The organism is Streptomyces sp. TG1A-8 (assembly GCF_030499535.1).
In the GTDB taxonomy this organism is placed as follows: Bacteria; Actinomycetota; Actinomycetes; order Streptomycetales; family Streptomycetaceae; genus Streptomyces.
Window position 1 is genome coordinate 4,083,331 of sequence record NZ_JASTLB010000001.1, and the last position, 18,890, is coordinate 4,102,220.

16 protein-coding genes are annotated in these 18,890 nt (G+C 75.4%); 12 read left to right on the forward strand and 4 right to left on the reverse strand.

The genetic code is table 11. The annotated features are described in order from the left end of the window. Nucleotide 1 precedes the first annotated feature (1 nt). The 5 genes from QQY24_RS17885 to QQY24_RS17905 are packed head-to-tail and all read left to right on the forward strand — an operon-like array spanning nt 2 to nt 5,998. Nucleotides 2-1,912: a biotin carboxylase N-terminal domain-containing protein gene (locus QQY24_RS17885; protein WP_301973694.1), complete on the forward strand. Its 1,911-nt coding sequence runs from the start codon at nt 2-4 to the stop codon at nt 1,910-1,912. Continuing rightward, nucleotides 1,909-3,069, forward strand: coding sequence for an acyl-CoA dehydrogenase family protein (locus QQY24_RS17890; protein WP_301973695.1), 1,161 nt, complete (start codon nt 1,909-1,911; stop codon nt 3,067-3,069). The genes QQY24_RS17885 and QQY24_RS17890 overlap by 4 nt, the downstream gene beginning before the upstream one ends. Nucleotides 3,070-3,102: 33 nt before the next feature. Next, a complete protein-coding gene (locus QQY24_RS17895; protein WP_301973696.1) occupies nt 3,103-4,668 on the forward strand; it encodes a 4-coumarate--CoA ligase family protein in 1,566 nt (521 codons plus the stop codon). Beyond that, on the forward strand, nt 4,665-5,402 hold the full coding sequence (locus QQY24_RS17900) for an enoyl-CoA hydratase family protein (protein ID WP_301973697.1): 738 nt from the start codon (nt 4,665-4,667) through the stop codon (nt 5,400-5,402). The genes QQY24_RS17895 and QQY24_RS17900 overlap by 4 nt, the downstream gene beginning before the upstream one ends. Next, nucleotides 5,390-5,998 (forward strand): TetR/AcrR family transcriptional regulator, encoded by a 609-nt coding sequence (locus QQY24_RS17905; RefSeq protein ID WP_301973698.1) that lies wholly within the window; start codon nt 5,390-5,392, stop codon nt 5,996-5,998. Before QQY24_RS17900 ends, QQY24_RS17905 begins: the two co-directional genes overlap by 13 nt. Before the next feature lie 33 nt (nt 5,999-6,031). On the opposite strand, the gene QQY24_RS17910 is transcribed toward QQY24_RS17905, so the two are convergent. After that, nucleotides 6,032-7,132, reverse strand: coding sequence for a citrate synthase 2 (locus QQY24_RS17910; protein ID WP_301973699.1), 1,101 nt, complete (start codon nt 7,130-7,132; stop codon nt 6,032-6,034). Nucleotides 7,133-7,299: 167 nt separating this feature from the next. On the opposite strand from QQY24_RS17910, the gene pdxH reads away from it, so the two are divergent. After that, on the forward strand, nt 7,300-7,986 hold the full coding sequence (pdxH, locus tag QQY24_RS17915) for a pyridoxamine 5'-phosphate oxidase (RefSeq protein ID WP_301973700.1): 687 nt from the start codon (nt 7,300-7,302) through the stop codon (nt 7,984-7,986). A 435-nt stretch (nt 7,987-8,421) separates the two neighbouring features. Continuing rightward, nucleotides 8,422-9,834, forward strand: coding sequence for a PAS domain-containing protein (locus QQY24_RS17920; RefSeq protein ID WP_301973701.1), 1,413 nt, complete (start codon nt 8,422-8,424; stop codon nt 9,832-9,834). A gap of 134 nt (nt 9,835-9,968) precedes the next feature. On the opposite strand, the gene QQY24_RS17925 is transcribed toward QQY24_RS17920, so the two are convergent. Further along, nucleotides 9,969-10,724: an SIS domain-containing protein gene (locus tag QQY24_RS17925; protein WP_301973703.1), complete on the reverse strand. Its 756-nt coding sequence runs from the start codon at nt 10,722-10,724 to the stop codon at nt 9,969-9,971. Between the two features lie 241 nt (nt 10,725-10,965). Here QQY24_RS17925 and QQY24_RS17930 point away from each other — a divergent pair, with 241 nt between their 5' ends. Beyond that, entirely contained in the window at nt 10,966-11,658 is a 693-nt protein-coding gene (locus tag QQY24_RS17930) for a metal-dependent transcriptional regulator (protein ID WP_301973704.1), read from the forward strand. Between the two features lie 295 nt (nt 11,659-11,953). Then, nucleotides 11,954-12,811 carry an alpha/beta fold hydrolase gene (locus tag QQY24_RS17935; protein WP_301973705.1) on the forward strand — a complete coding sequence of 286 codons (858 nt, stop codon included), beginning with the start codon at nt 11,954-11,956 and terminating at the stop codon, nt 12,809-12,811. 133 nt (nt 12,812-12,944) lie between these two features. Here QQY24_RS17935 and QQY24_RS17940 read toward each other — a convergent pair whose 3' ends face one another. Continuing rightward, nucleotides 12,945-13,604 (reverse strand): bifunctional DNA primase/polymerase, encoded by a 660-nt coding sequence (locus QQY24_RS17940; protein WP_301973706.1) that lies wholly within the window; start codon nt 13,602-13,604, stop codon nt 12,945-12,947. 268 nt (nt 13,605-13,872) lie between these two features. Between QQY24_RS17940 and QQY24_RS17945 the strand changes: the two genes are divergently transcribed. The 3 genes from QQY24_RS17945 (at nt 13,873) to QQY24_RS34785 (ending at nt 17,329) form a co-directional block, all read left to right on the forward strand. Continuing rightward, a complete protein-coding gene (locus QQY24_RS17945) occupies nt 13,873-15,258 on the forward strand; it encodes a transcriptional regulator (protein WP_301973707.1) in 1,386 nt (461 codons plus the stop codon). Nucleotides 15,259-15,680: 422 nt separating this feature from the next. Further along, a complete protein-coding gene (locus QQY24_RS17950) occupies nt 15,681-16,943 on the forward strand; it encodes a hypothetical protein (protein ID WP_367658003.1) in 1,263 nt (420 codons plus the stop codon). An 8-nt stretch (nt 16,944-16,951) separates the two neighbouring features. Further along, the gene (locus QQY24_RS34785; RefSeq protein ID WP_367658004.1) at nt 16,952-17,329 is read left to right on the forward strand and encodes a hypothetical protein; all 378 of its coding nucleotides are present in this window, start codon (nt 16,952-16,954) and stop codon (nt 17,327-17,329) included. A gap of 41 nt (nt 17,330-17,370) precedes the next feature. On the opposite strand, the gene QQY24_RS17955 is transcribed toward QQY24_RS34785, so the two are convergent. After that, nucleotides 17,371-18,783, reverse strand: coding sequence for an ABC transporter substrate-binding protein (locus QQY24_RS17955; RefSeq protein WP_301973708.1), 1,413 nt, complete (start codon nt 18,781-18,783; stop codon nt 17,371-17,373). Nucleotides 18,784-18,890: the final 107 nt, after the last annotated feature.

An 18,890-nucleotide genomic window follows, 5' to 3' on the forward strand; every position in this document is an offset into this window, starting at 1 on the left:
GGTGATCACCTCCGTACTGGCCGCCAACCGGGGCGAGATCGCCTGCCGGATCTTCCGCACCTGCCGTGAGCTGGGCATCCGGACGGTCGCGGTGCACTCGGACGTGGACCAGGACGCGCTCCACACGCGCGTGGCCGGCGCGGCGGTACGGCTGCCGGGGGCGACGCCCGCGGAGACGTACCTGCGCGGCGACCTGATGGTGAAGGCGGCCCTGGCCGCCGGCGCGGACGCCGTGCACCCCGGTTACGGCTTCCTGTCCGAGAGCCCCGGCTTCGCCCGCGCCGTGCTCGACGCCGGCCTGGTCTGGATCGGCCCGCCGCCCGGGGCGATCGAGGCGATGGCCTCCAAGACCCGCGCCAAGGAACTGATGGGCATCGCCCCCCTCGGGGCGCAGGACGTCACCGACGCCGACCTGCCGGTGCTGGTGAAGGCGGCGGCGGGCGGCGGCGGGCGCGGCATGCGGATCGTGCGCCGCCTGGCCGACCTGCCGGCCGCCCTGGAGGGCGCGCGCGCCGAGGCCGCGAGCGCCTTCGGTGACGGCGAGGTGTTCGTGGAGCCCTACCTGGAGCGGGGCCGCCACGTCGAGGTGCAGGTCCTCGCCGACACCCACGGCACCGTCTGGACGCTCGGCACCCGCGACTGCTCCCTGCAGCGCCGCCACCAGAAGGTGATCGAGGAGGCCCCGGCCCCGGGGCTGCCGCCCCGGCTCACCGACGAGCTGCACCGGACGGCCGTGCGCGCCGCCCGGGCCGTGTCCTACGTGGGCGCCGGCACCGTCGAGTTCCTGGTCGCCGACGGCCGGGCGCACTTCCTGGAGATGAACACCCGCCTCCAGGTGGAACACCCGGTCACCGAGGCCGTGTTCGGCCTCGACCTGGTCGCCGAGCAGATCCGCGTCGCCGAGGGCCACCGGCTCCCGGCCGAACCGCCCCGCCCGCGCGGCCACGCGGTGGAGGCCCGCCTGTACGCCGAGGACCCCGCCCGCGGCTGGGCCCCGCAGACCGGCACCCTGCACCGCCTCGCCGTACCGGACGGCGTCCGCCTCGACACCGGCTACACCGGCGGCGACCGGATCGGCGTCCACTACGACCCCCTGCTCGCCAAGGTCGTCGCCCACGCGCCCACCCGCGCGGAGGCGGTCCGCAGGCTCGCCGGCGCCCTCGACGCCGCCACCGTCCACGGCCCGGTCACCAACCGCGACCTGCTGGTCCGCTCCCTGCGGCACGAGGAGTTCGCGGACGGCCGCATGGACACCGGCTTCTACGACCGCCACCTCGCCGCCCTCACCGAGCCCGCCCCCGACCCCCACGCCCCCCTGGCCGCCGCCCTCGCCGACGCCCACGGCCGCTCCCGCTTCGGTGGCTGGCGCAACGTGCCCTCGCAGCCCCAGGTGAAGCGGTACGCCGGAGCGGGACAGGAGTACGAGGTCCACTACCGGCACACCCGCCGGGGCCTCGCCGCCGACGGGGTGCGGGTCGTGCACGCCGACGCGCGCCTGGTCGTCCTGGAGATCGACGGCGTACGGCGCCGGTTCGAGGTCGAGCGCCACGGCGAGCGGGTCTACGTCAACTCCACCGCCCTCACCGCCCTGCCCCGCTTCCCCGACCCGGCGGCCCAGTCCGCCCCCGGCTCCCTGCTGGCCCCCATGCCCGGCACCGTCGTGCGCGTCGCTGACGGCCTGGCCGAAGGGGCGGCCGTACGGGCCGGACAGGACCTGATCTGGCTGGAGGCCATGAAGATGCAGCACCGGATCACCGCACCCGTCACCGGAACGCTGACCACCCTGCGGGCCGCCGTGGGACGGCAGGTGGAGGTGGGCGCGCTCCTGGCGGTGGTCGACGCCGGCCCGCCCGGGGCCGCGGGGGACCGCCCGAACAGCGACGGCCAGGCCGCACCCGGAGGGACCGCATGACCACGTCCGTCGAACCCGAGGAGCACCGGGCCCTGCGGTCCGCGGTGGCCGCCCTCGGCGAGCGCTACGGCCGCGACTACCTCACCCGCACCATCGCCGAGGGCCGCCACCCCACCGAACTGTGGTCCGAGGCCGGCGCGCTCGGCTACCTGGGCGTCAACCTGCCCGAGGAGCACGGCGGCGGGGGCGGCGGCATCACCGAACTGTCCATCGTGCTGGAGGAACTGGGCGCCGCCGGCTCCCCCCTCCTCATGCTCGTCGTCTCCCCGGCCATCTGCGGCACGGTCATCTCCCGCTTCGGCACGCCGGAACAGAAGCGGACCTGGCTGCCCGGCATCGCCGACGGCACCCGCACGATGGCCTTCGGCATCACCGAACCCGACGCCGGTTCCAACTCCCACCGCATCACCACCACGGCCCGCAGGGACGGCGCCGACTGGCTCCTGACCGGCCGCAAGGTGTTCGTCTCCGGCGTGGACCGGGCGGACGCCACCCTCGTCGTCGGCCGCACCGCGGACCGCCGCACCGGCACCCTCAAGCCCTGCCTGTTCATCGTCCCGCGCGACGCCGAGGGCTTCTCCCGCAACCCCGTCGACATGGAACTGCACGCGGCGGAGAAGCAGTTCGAACTCGTCCTGGACGACGTACGGCTGCCCGCGGACGCGCTGGTCGGCGACGAGGACGCGGGCCTGCTGCAACTCTTCGCCGGCCTCAACCCGGAACGCGTCATGACGGCCGCCTTCGCCATCGGAATGGGCCGCTACGCCCTGTCCAGGGCCGTCGCGTACGCCCGCGACCGCACCGTCTGGAAGACGCCCATCGGCGCCCACCAGGCCATCGCGCACCCCCTGGCGCAGGCCCACATCGAGCTGGAACTGGCCCGCCTGATGATGCAGAAGGCGGCCCGCCTGTACGACCGCGGCGACGACGCCGGCGCGGGCGAGGCCGCCAACATGGCCAAGTACGCCGCCGCGGAGGCCTGCGTGCGGGCGGTCGACCAGTCCGTGCACACCCTCGGCGGCAACGGCCTCACCCGCGAGTTCGGGCTCGCCTCACTGGTGACGGCCGCGCGCGTGGCCCGCATCGCCCCGGTGAGCCGCGAGATGATCCTCAACTACGTCTCCCACCAGACCCTGGGCCTGCCCAAGTCGTACTAGGCCCGCACGCGCACCGCCGCGCGAGGAGGAACCGTGTTCCGCAGCGAGTACGCAGACGTCCCGGCCGTCGAACTCCCCATCCACGAGGCCGTCCTCGGCCACGCCGCCGCCTTCGGCGACCGGCCGGCGCTCATCGACGGCACGGACGGCACCACCCTCACCTACGGGCAACTGGACCGGTTCCACCGGCGGCTGGCCGCCGCATTCGCCCAGACCGGCGTCCGCCAGGGCGACGTCCTCGCCCTGCACAGCCCCAATACCATCGCCTTCCCCACCGCCTTCTACGCCGCCACCCGCGCCGGCGCCACCGTCACCACGGCCCACCCCCTGGCCACCCCCGAGGAGTTCGCCAAGCAGCTCTCCGACAGCGGCACCCGCTGGATCGTCACCGTCTCCCCCCTGCTCGACCGCGCCGAGCGCGCCGCCGAACTCGCGGGCGGCGTACGGGAGATTCTCGTGTGCGACGGCGCACCCGGGCACCGCTCGCTGACCGACATGCTCGCCTCGACCGCACCCGAGCCGCACATCCGCATCGACCCGGCCGAGGACGTCGCCGCGCTGCCCTACTCCTCCGGCACCACGGGCCTGCCCAAGGGCGTGATGCTCACCCACCGGCAGATCGCCACCAATCTCGCCCAGCTGGACCCCGCCGTCCCGGCCGGCCCCGGCGACCGCATCCTCGCCGTCCTGCCGTTCTTCCACATCTACGGCCTGACCGCCCTGATGAACGCCCCCCTGCGCAAGGGCGCCACCGTCGTCGTCCTGCCCCGCTTCGACCTGGACACCTTCCTCACCGCCATCGAGGACCACCGCATCACCCACCTCTACGTCGCCCCGCCCATCGTCCTCGCCCTCGTCAAGCACCCCGCCCTCGCCCGCTACGACCTGTCCTGCCTGAAGTACGTCATCAGCGCCGCCGCCCCGCTGGACGCCCGCCTCGCCGCCGCCTGCGCCGAACGCCTGGGCCTGCCCCCGGTCGGCCAGGCCTACGGCATGACGGAACTGTCCCCCGGCACCCACGTCGTCCCCGTCGACGCCCTGCGCGAGGCACCCGCCGGCACCGTCGGCAGGCTCATCGCCGGCACCGAGATGCGCATCGTCTCCCTGGACGACCCCGCCAGGGACCTGGGCACCGGGGAACCGGGCGAGATCCTGATCCGCGGCCCGCAGGTGATGAAGGGCTACCTCGGGCGGCCCGACGCCACCGCCGCCGTGATCGACGCCGACGGCTGGCTGCACACCGGGGACGTCGGCCGCGTCGACGCCGACGGCTGGCTGTTCGTCGTCGACCGGGTCAAGGAACTCATCAAGTACAAGGGCTTCCAGGTGGCCCCCGCCGAACTGGAGGCCCTGCTGCTCACCCACCCCGGCATCGCCGACGCCGCCGTCGTCGGCACCCGCGACGCCGACGGCAACGAGGTCCCGCACGCCTTCGTCGTCCCCCTGCCCGCCGCCGGCCCCGACGCGAACGCGCTCATGCGCTACGTCGCCGAACGCGTCGCACCCCACAAACGGATCCGGCAGGTCACCTTCGTCCCGGACGTGCCCCGCGCCACCTCCGGCAAGATCCTGCGCCGGCAGCTCAGGGAGCGCACGTGACCCCCCTCCTCACCCGCACGCGCACCCGCGCCGTCGAAACCCTCAGCCTGGACTCCGCCGGCACCCGCAACGCGCTCTCGGCCGCCCTCGTCCGCGGCCTCGCCGACGCCCTGGCCGACTGCGCGGGGGACCCGGAGGTCCGGGCCGTCGTCCTCACCCACACCGGCGGCACCTTCTGCGCCGGCGCCGACCTGCGCGACCCGCCCCCGCCCGGGGAACTGGTGGGCCTGTTGCGGCAGATCGCCGAACTGCCCAAACCCGTGGTGGCCCGCGTCACCGGACACGTCCGCGCCGGCGGCCTCGGCCTCCTGGCCGCCTGTGACGTGGCCGCGGCGTCCACCGCGGCCACGTTCGCCTTCCCCGAGGTCCGCATCGGCGTCGCCCCGGCCGTCATCTCCCTCCCGCTGGTCCCCCGCGCCGACCCGCGCGCCCTGGCCCGTTACTGCCTCACCGGCGAGCGCTTCGGCCCCGCGGAGGCCGTCGCCGCGGGCCTGCTCACCCTGGCGGCACCCGACGTGGACGAAGCCCTCGTCCCCGTCCTGGACGGCCTGCGCCGCTCCTGCCCGCAGGCCCTGGCCGCGACGAAACGACTGCTCACGGCTAGGGTGCTGGAGACGTTCGACCGGGACGCGGCGGACCTGACCGCGCTCTCGGCCCGGCTGTTCGCCTCCGCCCACGCCCGGGAGGGGATGACGGCCTTCCTGGAGGGACGGGACGCGGCATGGGTGGTGTGATGAACACGGCGGAGCGCGAGCGCGTGCCCAAGCAGGACCGCAGCCGGGCCACCCGGCAGCGGCTCCTGGAGGCAGCCGTGGCCTGCCTCGCCGAACGCGGCTGGGCGGGCTCCACGGTCGCCGTCGTCGCCGAACGCGCCGGCGTCTCCCGGGGCGCCGCCCAGCACCACTTCCCGACCCGCGAGGACCTGTTCACGGCAGCCGTCGAGTACGTCGCCGAAGAACGCTCCAGCGCGCTGCGGGACCTGTTCCCCGGCGGCGCCGCCGACCGCACGGCCGTCGTCGCCGCCCTGGTCGACCTCTACACCGGCCCCCTCTTCCGCGCCGCCCTGCACCTGTGGGTCGCCGCCCGTGACGAGGACCAGCTGCGCGCCCGGGTGACCGAGCTGGAGGCCCGCGTCGGCCGCGAGACCCACCGCATCGCCGTCGAACTGCTCGGCGCCGACGAATCCCGCCCCGGTGTCCGCGAGACCGTCCAGGGCCTGCTCGACATGGCCCGCGGCCTCGGCCTCGCCCACCTCCTCACCGACGACACGGCCCGCCGCGAACGCGTCGTGGCGCAGTGGGCGCTCCTGCTGGAGGAGGCGCTGCGCTGAGGACGCGGCGGACCGTCACGGGCGCGCCCGCCCTCAGCCGGCGATGTCCGCGTACCCCTCGATGTCCCGCGGGCCGCGCGCCCCCGGGCCCACGTACGTCGCCGACGGCCGCACGAGCCGCCCCGTCCGCTTCTGCTCCAGGATGTGCGCCGACCACCCGGCGGTGCGCGCGCACGTGAACATCGAGGTGAACATGTGGGCCGGCACCTCGGCGAAGTCCAGCACGATGGCCGCCCAGAACTCCACGTTCGTGGCCAGCACCCGGTCCGGCCGCCGGTTGTGCAACTCCTCCAGCGCGGCCTTCTCCAGCGCCTCCGCGATCTCGAACCGCGGAGCGCCCAGCTCACGGGCGGTGCGCCGCAGCACCCGCGCCCGGGGGTCCTCCGCCCGGTACACCCGGTGCCCGAACCCCATCAGCCGCTCACCGCGGTCCAGGGCCCGCTTGACGTAGGCCCCCGCGTCCCCGGTGCGCTCGATCTCCTCGATCATCCCGAGCACCCGTGACGGCGCGCCCCCGTGCAGCGGCCCGGACATGGCGCCCACCGCGCCGGACAGCGCCGCGGCGACGTCCGCGCCCGTCGAGGCGATGACCCGCGCCGTGAAGGTGGACGCGTTCATGCCGTGCTCGGCGGCCGACGTCCAGTAGGCGTCCACGGCGGCGACGTGCCGGGGGTCCGGCTCGCCCCGCCAGCGGATCATGAACCGCTCGACCACCGACCGCGCCTTGTCGATCTCCCGCTGCGGCACCATCGGCATCCCCTGCCCGCGCGCGGACTGGGCGACGTACGACAGCGCCATGACGGCGGCCCGCGCCAGGTCCTCCCGGGCCTGCTCCGCGTCGATGTCCAGCAGCGGCTTCAGGCCCCAGACCGGGGCGAGCATGGCGAGCGCGGACTGCACGTCGACGCGGATGTCCCCGGAGTGCACCGGGATCGGGAACGGCTCGGCGGGCGGGAGGCCGGGGTTGAAGGCGCCGTCCACCAGCAGCCCCCACACGTTCCCGAACGAGACGTGGCCGACCAGGTCCTCGATGTCGACGCCCCGGTAGCGCAGGGCACCGCCCTCCTTGTCCGGTTCGGCGATCTCCGTCTCGAACGCGACGACTCCCTCGAGCCCGGGCACGAAGTCGGACATCAGGCGGCTCCTCATGATGGGTCGGCGGCGGTCACCCGCGCCGCGGGGGGACCAGCACCATAGCGCCGAGTGCCACCTTTGGGGAGGGTGGGCGACACTCAGTGCCACTCGGGATCCGAAACCCGGCGGGAACGCGCCACCCCGCGTCCGTACGGCAAGATGACCGGGTGACCGACCGCGAACCCGCCCCCGACCCCGTCTTCGACCCCGCGGCCATGCGCAAGCAGTACCAGGCCCGGGGCCTGTACGAGCAGGACCTCGCCACGCACCCCATGGACCAGTTCGCGCGCTGGTTCGAGGAAGCCGTGCGGGCGGCCGTGCACGGCACGCTCTACGAGCCCAACGCGATGGTCGTCTCCACGGCGGACGCGGCCGGCCGCCCCAGCTCCCGCACGGTCCTCATGAAGCAGTTCGACACCGACGGCTTCGTCTTCTACACCAACTACGACTCCCGCAAGGCCCGGGACCTGGCGCAGAACCCCGCCGTCGGTCTGCTCTTCCCCTGGCACCCGCTGGCCCGCCAGGTCGTCGTCACCGGCACCGCCCGCCGCACCGGCCGCGACGAGACCGCCGCCTACTTCCGCACCCGCCCGCACGGTTCCCAGCTCGGCGCCTGGGCCAGCGCCCAGTCCTCGGTGATCGCCTCCCGCGCCGAACTCGACACCGCCTACGCCGAACTCGGCGCCCGTTACCCCGAGGACGAGCGGGTCCCGGCCCCGCCGCACTGGGGCGGCTTCCGCATCGCGCCCGAGACGGTCGAGTTCTGGCAGGGCCGCGAGAACCGCCTCCACGACCGGCTGCGCTACACCGCCCGGCGGGACGGCTCCTGGAAGGTCGAGCGGCTCAGCCCCTGAACGGCCCGCGGACGCAGACGACCCGCGAGTCGTGGTCCCCCGCCGGAGGCGGGGGAGCCGGCCGGACGTACCGGCGACTCGCGGGTCGGGTGACTGCCTGGGATTGGGCCGGCTGCACGCATCCGTCGCGCGCTGGTCCGGCACCGCACTGGTGTGGTGACGGGCCGCTAGCCCGCAGCCACCTCACGCGTCCGGTATTCACACATCTGCCGAACCACCTCCCTTCTCGTGTGTTCCACACCTTAGGAAGCGACGGGCGACCGCTCAACTGTTTTTTCGCCGCGGCTCCTCCCCGGCGGCACCCCGGGGAGAAGCGGGACGGGATTCCCTGTGAACTTCCGGGAACATGACGTGGGCTGTGTCACGTTCCAGTTGAATGAAGGCCGGAGAGCGAATCGAGCGCCGTACGCGCGTACGCAGTCTCAGGGAGTTCAGGTGAGTGCTTCGCGGTGGAGTGGGACCACCGACGAACTGGGACCGGACGAGCCCGGTCCCGAGGAGTCCGGCGGCTCGGACCTGCTGGCCGCGCTGCTGGACGGGATGGACGCGGCCCTGTGCGCCTTCGACGCGGACGGGGTCGTCACGCACTGGAACCGGGAGGCCGAGCGGATCCTCGGCTGGACCGCGGCCGAGGCGGTGGGGCGGCGCGGGTTCGCCGGGTGGGCCGTGCGCAGCGCCGACGCCGAGGAGATCCAGGGGCGGCTGATGTCCGCGATGCACGCCCCCGGACGCCAGGTGCACGAGTTCGCCCTGGTCACCAAGGGCGGCGGCCGTGTCCTCGTGCGCACCCAGTCCGCCGCCGTGCGCGGGCCCGAGGGGAAGCCGGCCGGGCTGTACTGCGCGTTCAGCGAGGTGCACACGCAGATCGACCTGGAGCGGTCGATCGCGCTGAGCGAGGCCCTGTTCGAGGACGCGTCCTGGGGCGTGGTCCTGGTGGACGCCGACCTGCGGCCCGCCGTCGTCAACGCGTACGCGGCGCGCGCCCTGGGCATCCGGCGCACCGCCGCGCTGGGCCGGCCGCTCGGGGAGCTGCTCGCGCAGGGCGTGGAGGAGCTGGAGGGTGCGCTGACCCACGTGCTGGCCGAGGGCGCGCCGCCCGCGCCCGCCGAGATGTGGGTGAGCGTGCGCACGGCCGAGGGCGAGAAGCGGCGCTGCTGGCGCAGCGGCTTCCTGCGGCTGTCCTCGCCGCTCGCCGAGGAGCCGGTGCCGCTCGGGGTGGGCTGGCTGTTCCGCGACGTCACGGAGGCCAGGCAGGGGGAGCAGGAGGCGTCCCTGCTGCGCTTCCGCACCCACCAGCTGCACCGGGCGTCCCGCGCCGCCGCCGAGTGCGAGGACCCGTCGGAGGCGGCCACGGTCCACCTGGACTTCGCCCTCGCCGGCTTCGCCGACCACGCCCTGCTCGACCGCGTCGCGGGCGCCCCGCGCGCGGAGGGCGACGACACGGCACCGGTGCGGCTGGTGCGGCTCGCCGCCACGCCCGCCGGGGCGCCGGGGCCCAGCGTCCTGACGGGCGCGGCCGGCCTGCCGGCGCGCTACGAGGCGGGCCACCCGGCGCTGCAGTGCATCGAGCGGGCCGGTGCCGTGCGCGCGGGCGCCGGGTCGGTTCCGGCCGAGCGGGCGCGGGAGTGGGCGCTGGCCCGGCAGTGGCCCGGTGACGCCGTGCACGCGCTGTGCGTGGTGCTGCGCAGCCGGGGCCGCACGCTGGGCGTGGTCACCTTCCTGCGGGGGGCCGGCCGCAGCCGCTTCGAGCGGTCGGACGTGGCCTACGCGGAGGACGTGGCCGGCCGGATAGCGGCGGCCCTGGACCTGGCGGAGGCGGCGCGGACCCGCGACGGGGCGGGGGAGTAGCCGCCGGAGGGGCGTACCCGCGGACTCCCGCCGGGTGCCGGGTGCCGGCGGCCGCTGGACCGGGGCCGCCCGCCCCGGTACGGCGGCCGGGGGCCGCCGTCTCCCCGGGGGTTTCCGCGCCCGGCGGCGGGCGCTCAGTGCCGGTAGAAGATGCGGTCGCCGTACTCCGTCATGATGCGGGCGTTCCAGTCGTGGCCGCCGTCGACGTTGCCGGAGCGCAGCAGCGGGGGTTCGATGCCGCGGTCGGCCAGGGTGGCGGCCGTGGTGGCGAGGACGGCCTGCATGAGGGCCGTGGTGACCACCGTGGAGGCGGGCGCGAAGGGCGCCGGGACCGTGTCGAGCGCGAGTTCCGCGTCGCCGACGGCGATCTTGGAGTCCAGGACGATGTCGCAGTGGTCCTTCAGGAAGGTGCCCGAGGCGTGCTGGGAGCTGGTCTCCGCGGCGTAGGCGACGGAGGTGACGCCGACGACCTTGACGCCGAGGGCGCGCGCGTTGAGGGCCATCTCCACGGGCAGGGCGTTGCGGCCGGACAGGGAGATGATCACGAGCGCGTCGCCGGCGCGGACCGGTGAGGTGGCCAGGACGGCGCTCGCGAGGCCGCCGACGCGTTCCAGGGCGGAGCCCAGGGTGGCCGGGGTGATGTCGACGCCGACGACGCCGGGAACGGCGAGCAGGTTCATCAGGGCGAGTCCGCCGGCCCGGTAGACGACGTCCTGGGCGGCCAGCGAGGAGTGCCCGGCGCCGAAGGCGAACAGCCGGCCGCCGGCGGCCACGGTGTCGGCGAGCAGGGCGCCGGCCGCGGTGATGGCCCCGGCCTCCTCCTCGCGGACCCGTTGCAGCAGCCCGACGGCGGCGTCGAAGAACAGGTCGGCAGCCGTGCCGTCGCTCATGCGGAGCCCCTTCGCAGCGTCTGTGTCGCGGATCACCGTGCGGTCCGGACCAGTACGGTGTCAATACGGGGGCGCGCGCACGTGCCGCGGGGCGTACGTTGGCGTCGTCGGGCGGTTTCCGCGGCGCGGCACGGTTGCCGGTGGCTTCCGGCAGAATTGAATGCAGGGCCAGGTTGAATGCAGGGCCAGCGCACGCGCCGGCGAGCGGCGAGCTTCCGGCAGAGGTAATCAAGGGGCACGTATGTCCGGACTGATCGACACCACGGAGATGTATCTCCGCACCATCCTCGAACTGGAAGAGGAAGGCGTCGTCCCCATGCGCGCCCGCATCGCGGAGCGGCTCGACCAGAGCGGGCCGACGGTGAGCCAGACGGTGGCGCGGATGGAGCGCGACGGGCTGGTGTCCGTCGCCAGCGACCGTCATCTGGAGCTGACCGACGAGGGCCGCCGGCTGGCCACGCGCGTGATGCGCAAGCACCGTCTCGCGGAGTGCCTGCTGGTCGACGTGATCGGCCTGGAGTGGGAGCAGGTGCACGCGGAGGCGTGCCGCTGGGAGCACGTGATGAGCGAGGCGGTGGAACGGCGCGTGCTGGAGCTGCTGCGGCACCCGACCGAGTCGCCGTACGGCAACCCGATCCCGGGCCTGGAGGAGCTGGGCGAGAAGGACGGGGCGGATCCGTTCCTCAACGCGGGCATGGTGTCGCTGGCCGACCTGGACCCGGGCTCCGACGGCAAGACGGTCGTCGTCCGCCGGATCGGGGAGCCGATCCAGACGGACGCGCAGCTGATGTACACGCTGCGGCGCGCGGGTGTGCAGCCCGGCTCCGTGGTGAGCGTGACGGAGTCGGCCGGCGGGGTGCTGGTCGGCAGCGGCGGTGAGGCGGCGGAGCTGGTGGCGGACGTGGCCTCGCACGTGTTCGTGGCCAAGCGCTGACACGAGCGGGCCCCGGCGCCTGGTGGCGCCGGAGCCCGTCCTCCCCCGTGCTGACCCGGAGCCCCGAGCTCTCAAGGTCATCCCCCTCGGACCGTTTTTCCCCGAGCGGTCCGCCTCTTGCCAGAAAGATCCCCTGGAGGGCGGCGATCATTCCTTGCGCGGTGTCACTCGAATGAGGGGTGTTGTCGACGGGCACTCCGTCTTCGAATAGCCATTCGATAGTCTGCGACGGCAGTGCGACTTCGGCGGTACACCGGTACGGGGCGGGCGGAGCTGGGTGGGGGGTGCCTGATCGATGGCACGGCGTATCGACGTGACGGGGGCGGGCGGGCTGCGCCTGGCCGCCTGGGAGTTCCCCGGTCCGCCCGCGGAGGCGGAGCCCGGCGCGCCGGGCGTGCTGCTGCTCCACGGCCTGATGGGCCGGGCCTCGCACTGGGCGTCCACCGCCCGCTGGCTGGGCGAGCGGCACCGCGTCGTCGCGCTCGACCAGCGCGGCCACGGCCGGAGCGACAAGCCGCCGCAGGCCGCCCACACCCGCGAGGCCTACGTCCAGGACGCCGGGGCCGCCCTGGAACAGCTCGGCCTGGCCCCCGCCGTCGTCATCGGCCACGCCATGGGCGCCCTGACCGCCTGGCAGCTCGCCGCGCTCCGCCCCGACCTGGTGCGCGGCCTGGTCATCTGCGACATGCGGGCCTCTCCGCTCGGCGCCGCCTCGCAGCGCGAGTGGGCCGACTGGTTCCGTTCCTGGCCCGTGCCCTTCGCGACCCTCGCCGACGTCCGCAGGTGGTTCGGGGAGGACGATCCCCGGGTGGAGCGCCCCTGCCCCTCCCGGGGCGCGTTCTACGCCGAGGTCATGCAGGAGTCCGCCGACGGCTGGCGCCCCGTCTTCGAGCCCGAGCAGATGCTGCGGGCCCGGGAGAGCTGGGTGCACGACGCGCACTGGGAGGAACTGGCGCAGGTGCGGTGTCCCGCGCTCGTCGTGCGGGGGCTGGACGGGGAGCTGGGGCGGGCCGAGGCGCAGGAGATGGTGCGGGTGCTGCCGCTGGGGGCGTACGCGGAGGTGGCCGACGCGGGGCACCTGGTGCACCTCGACCAGCCGGCGGCCTGGCGGGCGGCCGTCGAGCCGTTCCTGGAGGCCGTGCGGTCGGGGTGAGGGCCGCCCGGCCCGGCGCGCCCGCGCGGGCGCCCTGCCGCGGGGAAGGCGCGGAAGGCGTTCCCGGCCCCGGGCGAGGGGACGGGGCCGTGCCCGGGAGGGACCGGGGGAGGCCGGTCGCCCGTGCCCCGCGCTACCGCCCCCGGCCGCAGGCGTAGGCGAGCGGCGCCATCAGTTCCTCCGCGTCCGGCAGCCACCGGTTCGCCGGCGCCGGCCGGCGCGCCCACTGGGCGACCCCCCGGGACCCGAACCGGGTCGGCGGGGCGACCACGTAGTCCCCGTCGCCCAGGGGCGCCAGGTGCAGCAACGACACCGGCCACCCGAGCCTGCGCACCAGGCCGCGCACCTTCACGGCGGCGCCCGGCAGCACGAAGAACTGCATCCGCCGGTCGGGGGTGTGGGTCACCGGCCCGAGCGCCAGCTCCATCCGCTCCATCCGGGCGAGCGCCAGGAACCCCGCGCACTCCGGGACGGACAGCGCGTCGAACGCGCGCCCCGTCGGCAGCAGGATCGACGCCGTCGGCCGCCGCTGCCACATCCGGCGCGCGACGGCCGCGCTGCCGGTCGCCTGGCTCGCCCAGTCGGGGTGCGCGGGGTGTGCGCCGGGCGCGAGGCAGAAGACGTCGGCGCACGAGCAGCGCTGCACTCCGTCGGTGGCTTGCAGCCAGGTGCCCGGAACCACGTCCCAGTGCCGCTCCCCGGCGTAGTGCACGGCGGTCTCCAGCAGCGACACCTCGCGCCGCGGCGGAACCCGAGCGGCTTCGGTGCCCGCGATCGTCTCTTCCACGCCCATCTCAACTCCCTCTCCCGGGCCGGGTTACGGCCGTCGTCCGCGCGGGGGAGGAGCACCGATTCCGCACCCGGGGCGCATGGGTGCACGGGCGGGGGCGCGCGGGAGGAAGCGGCGCGGGAGGTGGGTAACCAGGGGTGGGGTCGGCAACAGCCTTTACCCCGGCAAACCGCACATGTCGTGCATTGACGGTATGTCAGGTGGGCAGTGATCGGCACGACCGGAACCTTCCGGCCGCATTCACGTTCCAGGGGTTCGCAGGGGGTAGCACATGGCCGCAAGGCCTCTCGTGGCGAGGCAGCCGAACGAACGGCTGCAGGCACTCATCCAGGAAGCGGGGTGTTCGAACGCCGGACTGGCCCGGCGGGTCAACATGTGCGGCGCCGAGCACGGTCTCGACCTGCGTTACGACAAGACGTCCGTGGCCCGCTGGCTGCGCGGCCAGCAACCACGGGGCCGGGCCCCGGCGATCATCGCCGAGGCGCTCGGGCGCAAGCTCGGCCGTACGGTGACGATCGACGAGATCGGCATGGCCAACGGCAAGAACCTCGCTTCGGGGGTCGGTCTCCAGTTCTCGCCGACGGTACTGGGGGCCATCGAGCAGGTCTGCGAGCTGTGGCGCAGCGACGTGGGCCGGCGGGACTTCCTGTCCGGCTCCTCCGTCGCCGCCTCCGCGCTGGTCGAGCCCAGCCGCGACTGGCTGATCTCGGCGCCGGACGCCCAGGTGGCCCGGCAGACGGGCCCCCGCGTGGGCCCGTCCGACGTGGCCGCCGTGCGGTCCATGACCCAGGCGCTGGTGGACCTCGACCACCAGTACGGCAGCGGGCACGTGCGCCCGGTCCTCGTGCACTACCTCAACAGCGTCGTCTCCGGGCTCCTGGCGGGCTCGTACCGGGAGGCGGTGGGCCGCGACCTGTTCGCGGCGGTCGCCCGGCTGACCGAGCTGGCCGGGTACATGGCCGTCGACACCGGGCAGCCGGGGCTCGCCCAGCGGTACTACATCCAGTCGCTGCGCCTGGCGCAGGCGGCCGGCGACCGCGGGTACGGCGGGTACGTCCTCGCCGCCTCCATGAGCCACCTGGCCGCCGAGCTCGGGAACCCGCGCGAGATCGCGCAGTTGGCGCGGGCCGCGCAGGAAGGGGCGCGCGGGCGGGTGACCCCGCGGGCGGAGGCCATGTTCCACGCGGCCGAGGCGCGCGGCCACGCCCTGCTCGGCGACCTGCGCGCCGCGCAGGCGGCCGCCGGGCGGGCGGTCGCGGCGATGGAACAGGCCGACCCGGTCTCCGGGGACGACCCGGCGTGGATCGCGCACTTCGACGAGGCCTACCTGGCCGACGAACTGGCGCACTGCCACCGCGACCTGGGACAGGCCGAGGCGGCGGCCCGGTACGCCGAGCAGTCGCTGGCCGGACACCCCGCCTCCCGTGCCCGGCGCCGTGCCATCGGCCACGTGCTGCTCGCCACGGCCCAGGTGCAGCAGCGCGAGATCGAACAGGCCTGCCACACCGGCCTGAAGGCGGTGGAACTGCTGGAGACGCTGCGGTCCAACCGGGGCGCCGAGTACCTGGACGACCTCCAGCAGCGGCTGGAGCCGTTCCGGGAGGAGGCGGTGGTGAAGGAGTTCGGGGCGCGCCTCGAACTGCAGACGGCCGCCTGAACACCGGCCCCGCGGTGGCGTGAACGCCGGGGAAACGGCACCCGTGCGCGCGCGGGCGCCCCGTACCGGCGCGCCGCGGGGCGGTCGTGTTACCGCCGTCACAGGGCGGAAGGTCATGCCCTGAGCTGCGTGGCACCCGACTCGGGAGACCCGGTAGCGTGAGCCGACGATTCCGAAGGTCCCCCATTCGTAGGAGTCCCGGTGACGCAGAGTGGACAGGGCGAGGAGCCCTCGGCGCGGCAAGCGCGCGAAGGCATCGTGCTGCCCTCCGACGGAGGCGAGCCCCTGCTGCCGGGCATGATGGGTGCACCCGCCTCCCCGGCCCCGGCCGGCGGCCGGTCCTGGGGCGGCCCGTGGGGCCCCGAGCAGGAGCAGCAGCCGCCCCGGCAGGAGCAGGAGTGGCCCCCGGCGCAGGGCCCGCAGTGGGGCGACCCCGGGCCCCGGCCCGGTGGCCCCGGCCCCCTCCCCCGGAGGGCGCCCCCGGCCCGGCCCCGTCGTACGGCGGCCAGGCCTACGGCCCGGGCGGCGAGGAGCAGGGCTACGGCGGCCAGGGCCGGCCGTACAACTCCGACAGTCAGGGCTACGGCTACGGCGGCCAGGCGCAGGGTCAGGGGTACGGTTCCGACGGCCAGGGTCAGGGCCAGGGCTACGGCTCCAGTGGCCAGGCGCAGGGCTACGGCTCCAGTGGCCAGGCGCAGGGCTACGGCCCGGCCGGTCAGGACCCGGCCCAGGGCGGCACCGGCCAGACCCCGGGGTACGGGCAGGCGCCCGCCCACGGCTCCGGCGAGGGGCACCCCGGACACGGCCCCGGCCCGGCGCACGGGAACGGCGACCGGCAGGCCGCCCACGGCGCCGGCCGGCCGTACCCGCAGCAGTACCCCCCGCAGGCGCCCGGCGCGCCGGCCGCGCCGCTGCCGCCCGCCGCCCCGGACGCGTACGCCGGGCCCGGCGACGCGCGGGGCGCCGCGCTGCCCCCGACGGCCGACGGCGCGACGCAGTACCTCCCGCCGGTGCCGTCCGGCGGCGCGCCCGCCGACGAGGGCGCGACCCAGTACCTGCCGCCGGTCCCGCAGGCACCCGGCGACGAAGGGGCCACCCAGTACCTCCCGCCCGTGGGGGCGGGTGCGCTGCCGCCCGAGTCCCCCGCGGAGCAGACGCGGTACCTCGGACGGCGGGCGCCGCAGCAGCCCGCCCCGGCCGCGCACCCCGACGCGGAGGCCACGCAGCACATACCGCCGTACGCCACCCAGGCGCAGGAGGGGGAGCGGCAGCCGCCCGCCGAGTTCGACAACCTCTTCCGCAGCGGTCCCGCGGGCGGCGAGGGCCCGGCCGGGGCCACGCAGCAGCTGCCCCGGGTCCAGGAGCAGGACGCCCGCACCCGCCCGGCCCAGCCGCCGTACGCCCCGCCGGGGGAGGCCGGCGCAGGGCGCAGGGGCGGCGGCCGCTCGCGCTCGCGGGTGCCGCTGATCGCCGCGGTCGGGATCGGCATCGTCGTCGTCGGTGTCGCCGCCGGCGTGCTCCTCAGCGGCGGGGGCGGGGACCAGGGGGGAACGGCGAGGACGTCGCCGCCTCCGGCCCGGCCACCGCCCAGGAGTCCTCCCCGCCCGCCGCCGACCCCGCCCAGCAGCAGGCGGTCGCCCTGGACAAACTGCTCGGCGACAGCGGCAGCAGCCGTGCCACGGTGATCCAGGCGGTGGCGAACGTGCGGCAGTGCAAGGACCTCGGCCAGTCCGCGTCCGACCTGCGCGACGCGGCCAAGCAGCGCGGCGAGCTGGTCACCCGGCTCGGCAAGCTGTCCGTCGACCGCCTGCCGGGCAACGCCGACCTGAGCGCCGCGCTCACCAGGGCCTGGCAGGCGTCCGCCGCCGCCGACAACCACTACGCGGCCTGGGCCGGCCAGGTGAGCGGCAAGAAGGGCTGCCACAAGGGCCAGGCCCGCAGCACCGGCCAGACCCAGGCCGGCAACCGGGAGAGCGGCACCGCCAGCGCGCAGAAGGCGAAGGCGGCGGCGCTGTGGAACACCATCGCGAAGAAGTACGGGCTGACCCAGCGCCAGCCGACCCAGCTGTAGGGGCGCGGAGGCCGCGGAGCGCGCCGGCCGGGCCGGGCCGGTCAGTCCAGCTGCGCGCGCTCCAGCGTCTTCGTCATGTCGGCGGTCCCGTCGGCGTCCGCGCCCGCGATCCGCTTCGCCGCGACCAGCCGGCCGCCGCGCACCACCTGGAGCGTCACGTCGGCGTTGACCAGCCGCGGCAGGCCCACCGCGGCCAGTTCGCCGTCGTGCGACCAGCTCAGGGTCGGGGTGAGGCCGCCGGTGGAGACCTCCAGGCCGTCGTCGAGGGCGTGCCGCACGCCGTCGGCGCTCACCTCGCCGTCGCCGATCCCGTCCAGGACGGCCTTCAGCACGGTGTAGGCGATCCAGGTGGTCTGCACCCCGGCGTCCGCGGGGTCGATGCGGTTGTCGCCGAATGCCTCCTCGTCGATCACCTTCCTCATCGGCTCCCAGCGCTCGTCCGAGGCCACCGGGTACCAGCCGGTGATGTACGCCCCCTCGTACGGCCCCGCCGCCCCGCCCGTCGCGTTGATCACCGTCTGGTCGACGCTGCCCAGGACGGTCGCCGTGCGCACCTCGGGGAAGTCCTCGCGGGCGCGCCGGAAGGAGTCCATGAAGGTGCCGGTGCGGTCACCGAGCGCGGGCACCACGCACCCCTCGCCCCCCGCCCCGGAGGCCGGGTCCCGGGCGGGGGACGAGGCCGGGTCCTGGGCGGGGCCTTGGGCCGGGTCCGGGACCGCGCCGCCCGCCGGGCCCCCGGTCGCGTACCGCAGCGCCCGTTCGGCCTGGCCGCCGTACTCGGTGGCGTCCTCGGCGGCGAGCTGGTCGCCGGCGGCCGCGTGCCCGCCCGCCGTCAGGCCGGAGTCCAGCAGCGCGGGCAGCGCGTCGCCGGCGATGCTGTCGGGGCGGACCAGGACGATCCGGCCGCAGGTGGCGGCCAGGGCCCTGCCGAGGCCGGCCAGGAGGGCGGGCTGGCCGCCGTTGACCGGGTACGACGTGGAGCCGGTGAACTCGTCGCCGGTGACGCCGTAACCGCCGATGTAGGGGATGCCGGCGCTCTCCAGCGGGGCGAGGAAGGAGTCGCCGAACTGGCTGTAGGAGCCGACGACCGCGACCACCCCCTCGCGCGCCGCGCGCCGGGCGCACGTCGCGGCGCCCACGCTGTCGTTGTGGTCGTTGCAGGTCAGCACCTTGAGCGTGCGGCCGTGGACACCGCCGTGGGCGTTGACCCACTTGGCGTAGGCGATGGCCATCGCGGGCATGCCGGGCTTGTTGGTGGCGTCGGTGTCCTGGGGTGCCCAGGTCATGACCTTGATCGGGCCGTCCCCGGAGCCCCCCGTGGCACCGGGGACGGCGCCGCACCCGGCGGTGAGCGACGCGCAGGCGGCCAGCGCTCCCGCGGTCAGGGCGGCCGCCCGGGCTGGCCGGGAGAAGGAGGGGAGGGGGACGCTGCGCGAAGGTCGCCTGCCGGTCATGGGCACACACGATTCCCCCACACCCCCAACCGGGGGGTGACCCGCGGTCGAGCGGAGGTGACGCGGCGGTGAATTGCGGGGTCCGGTGAACCGCCCGGACCGAAGAA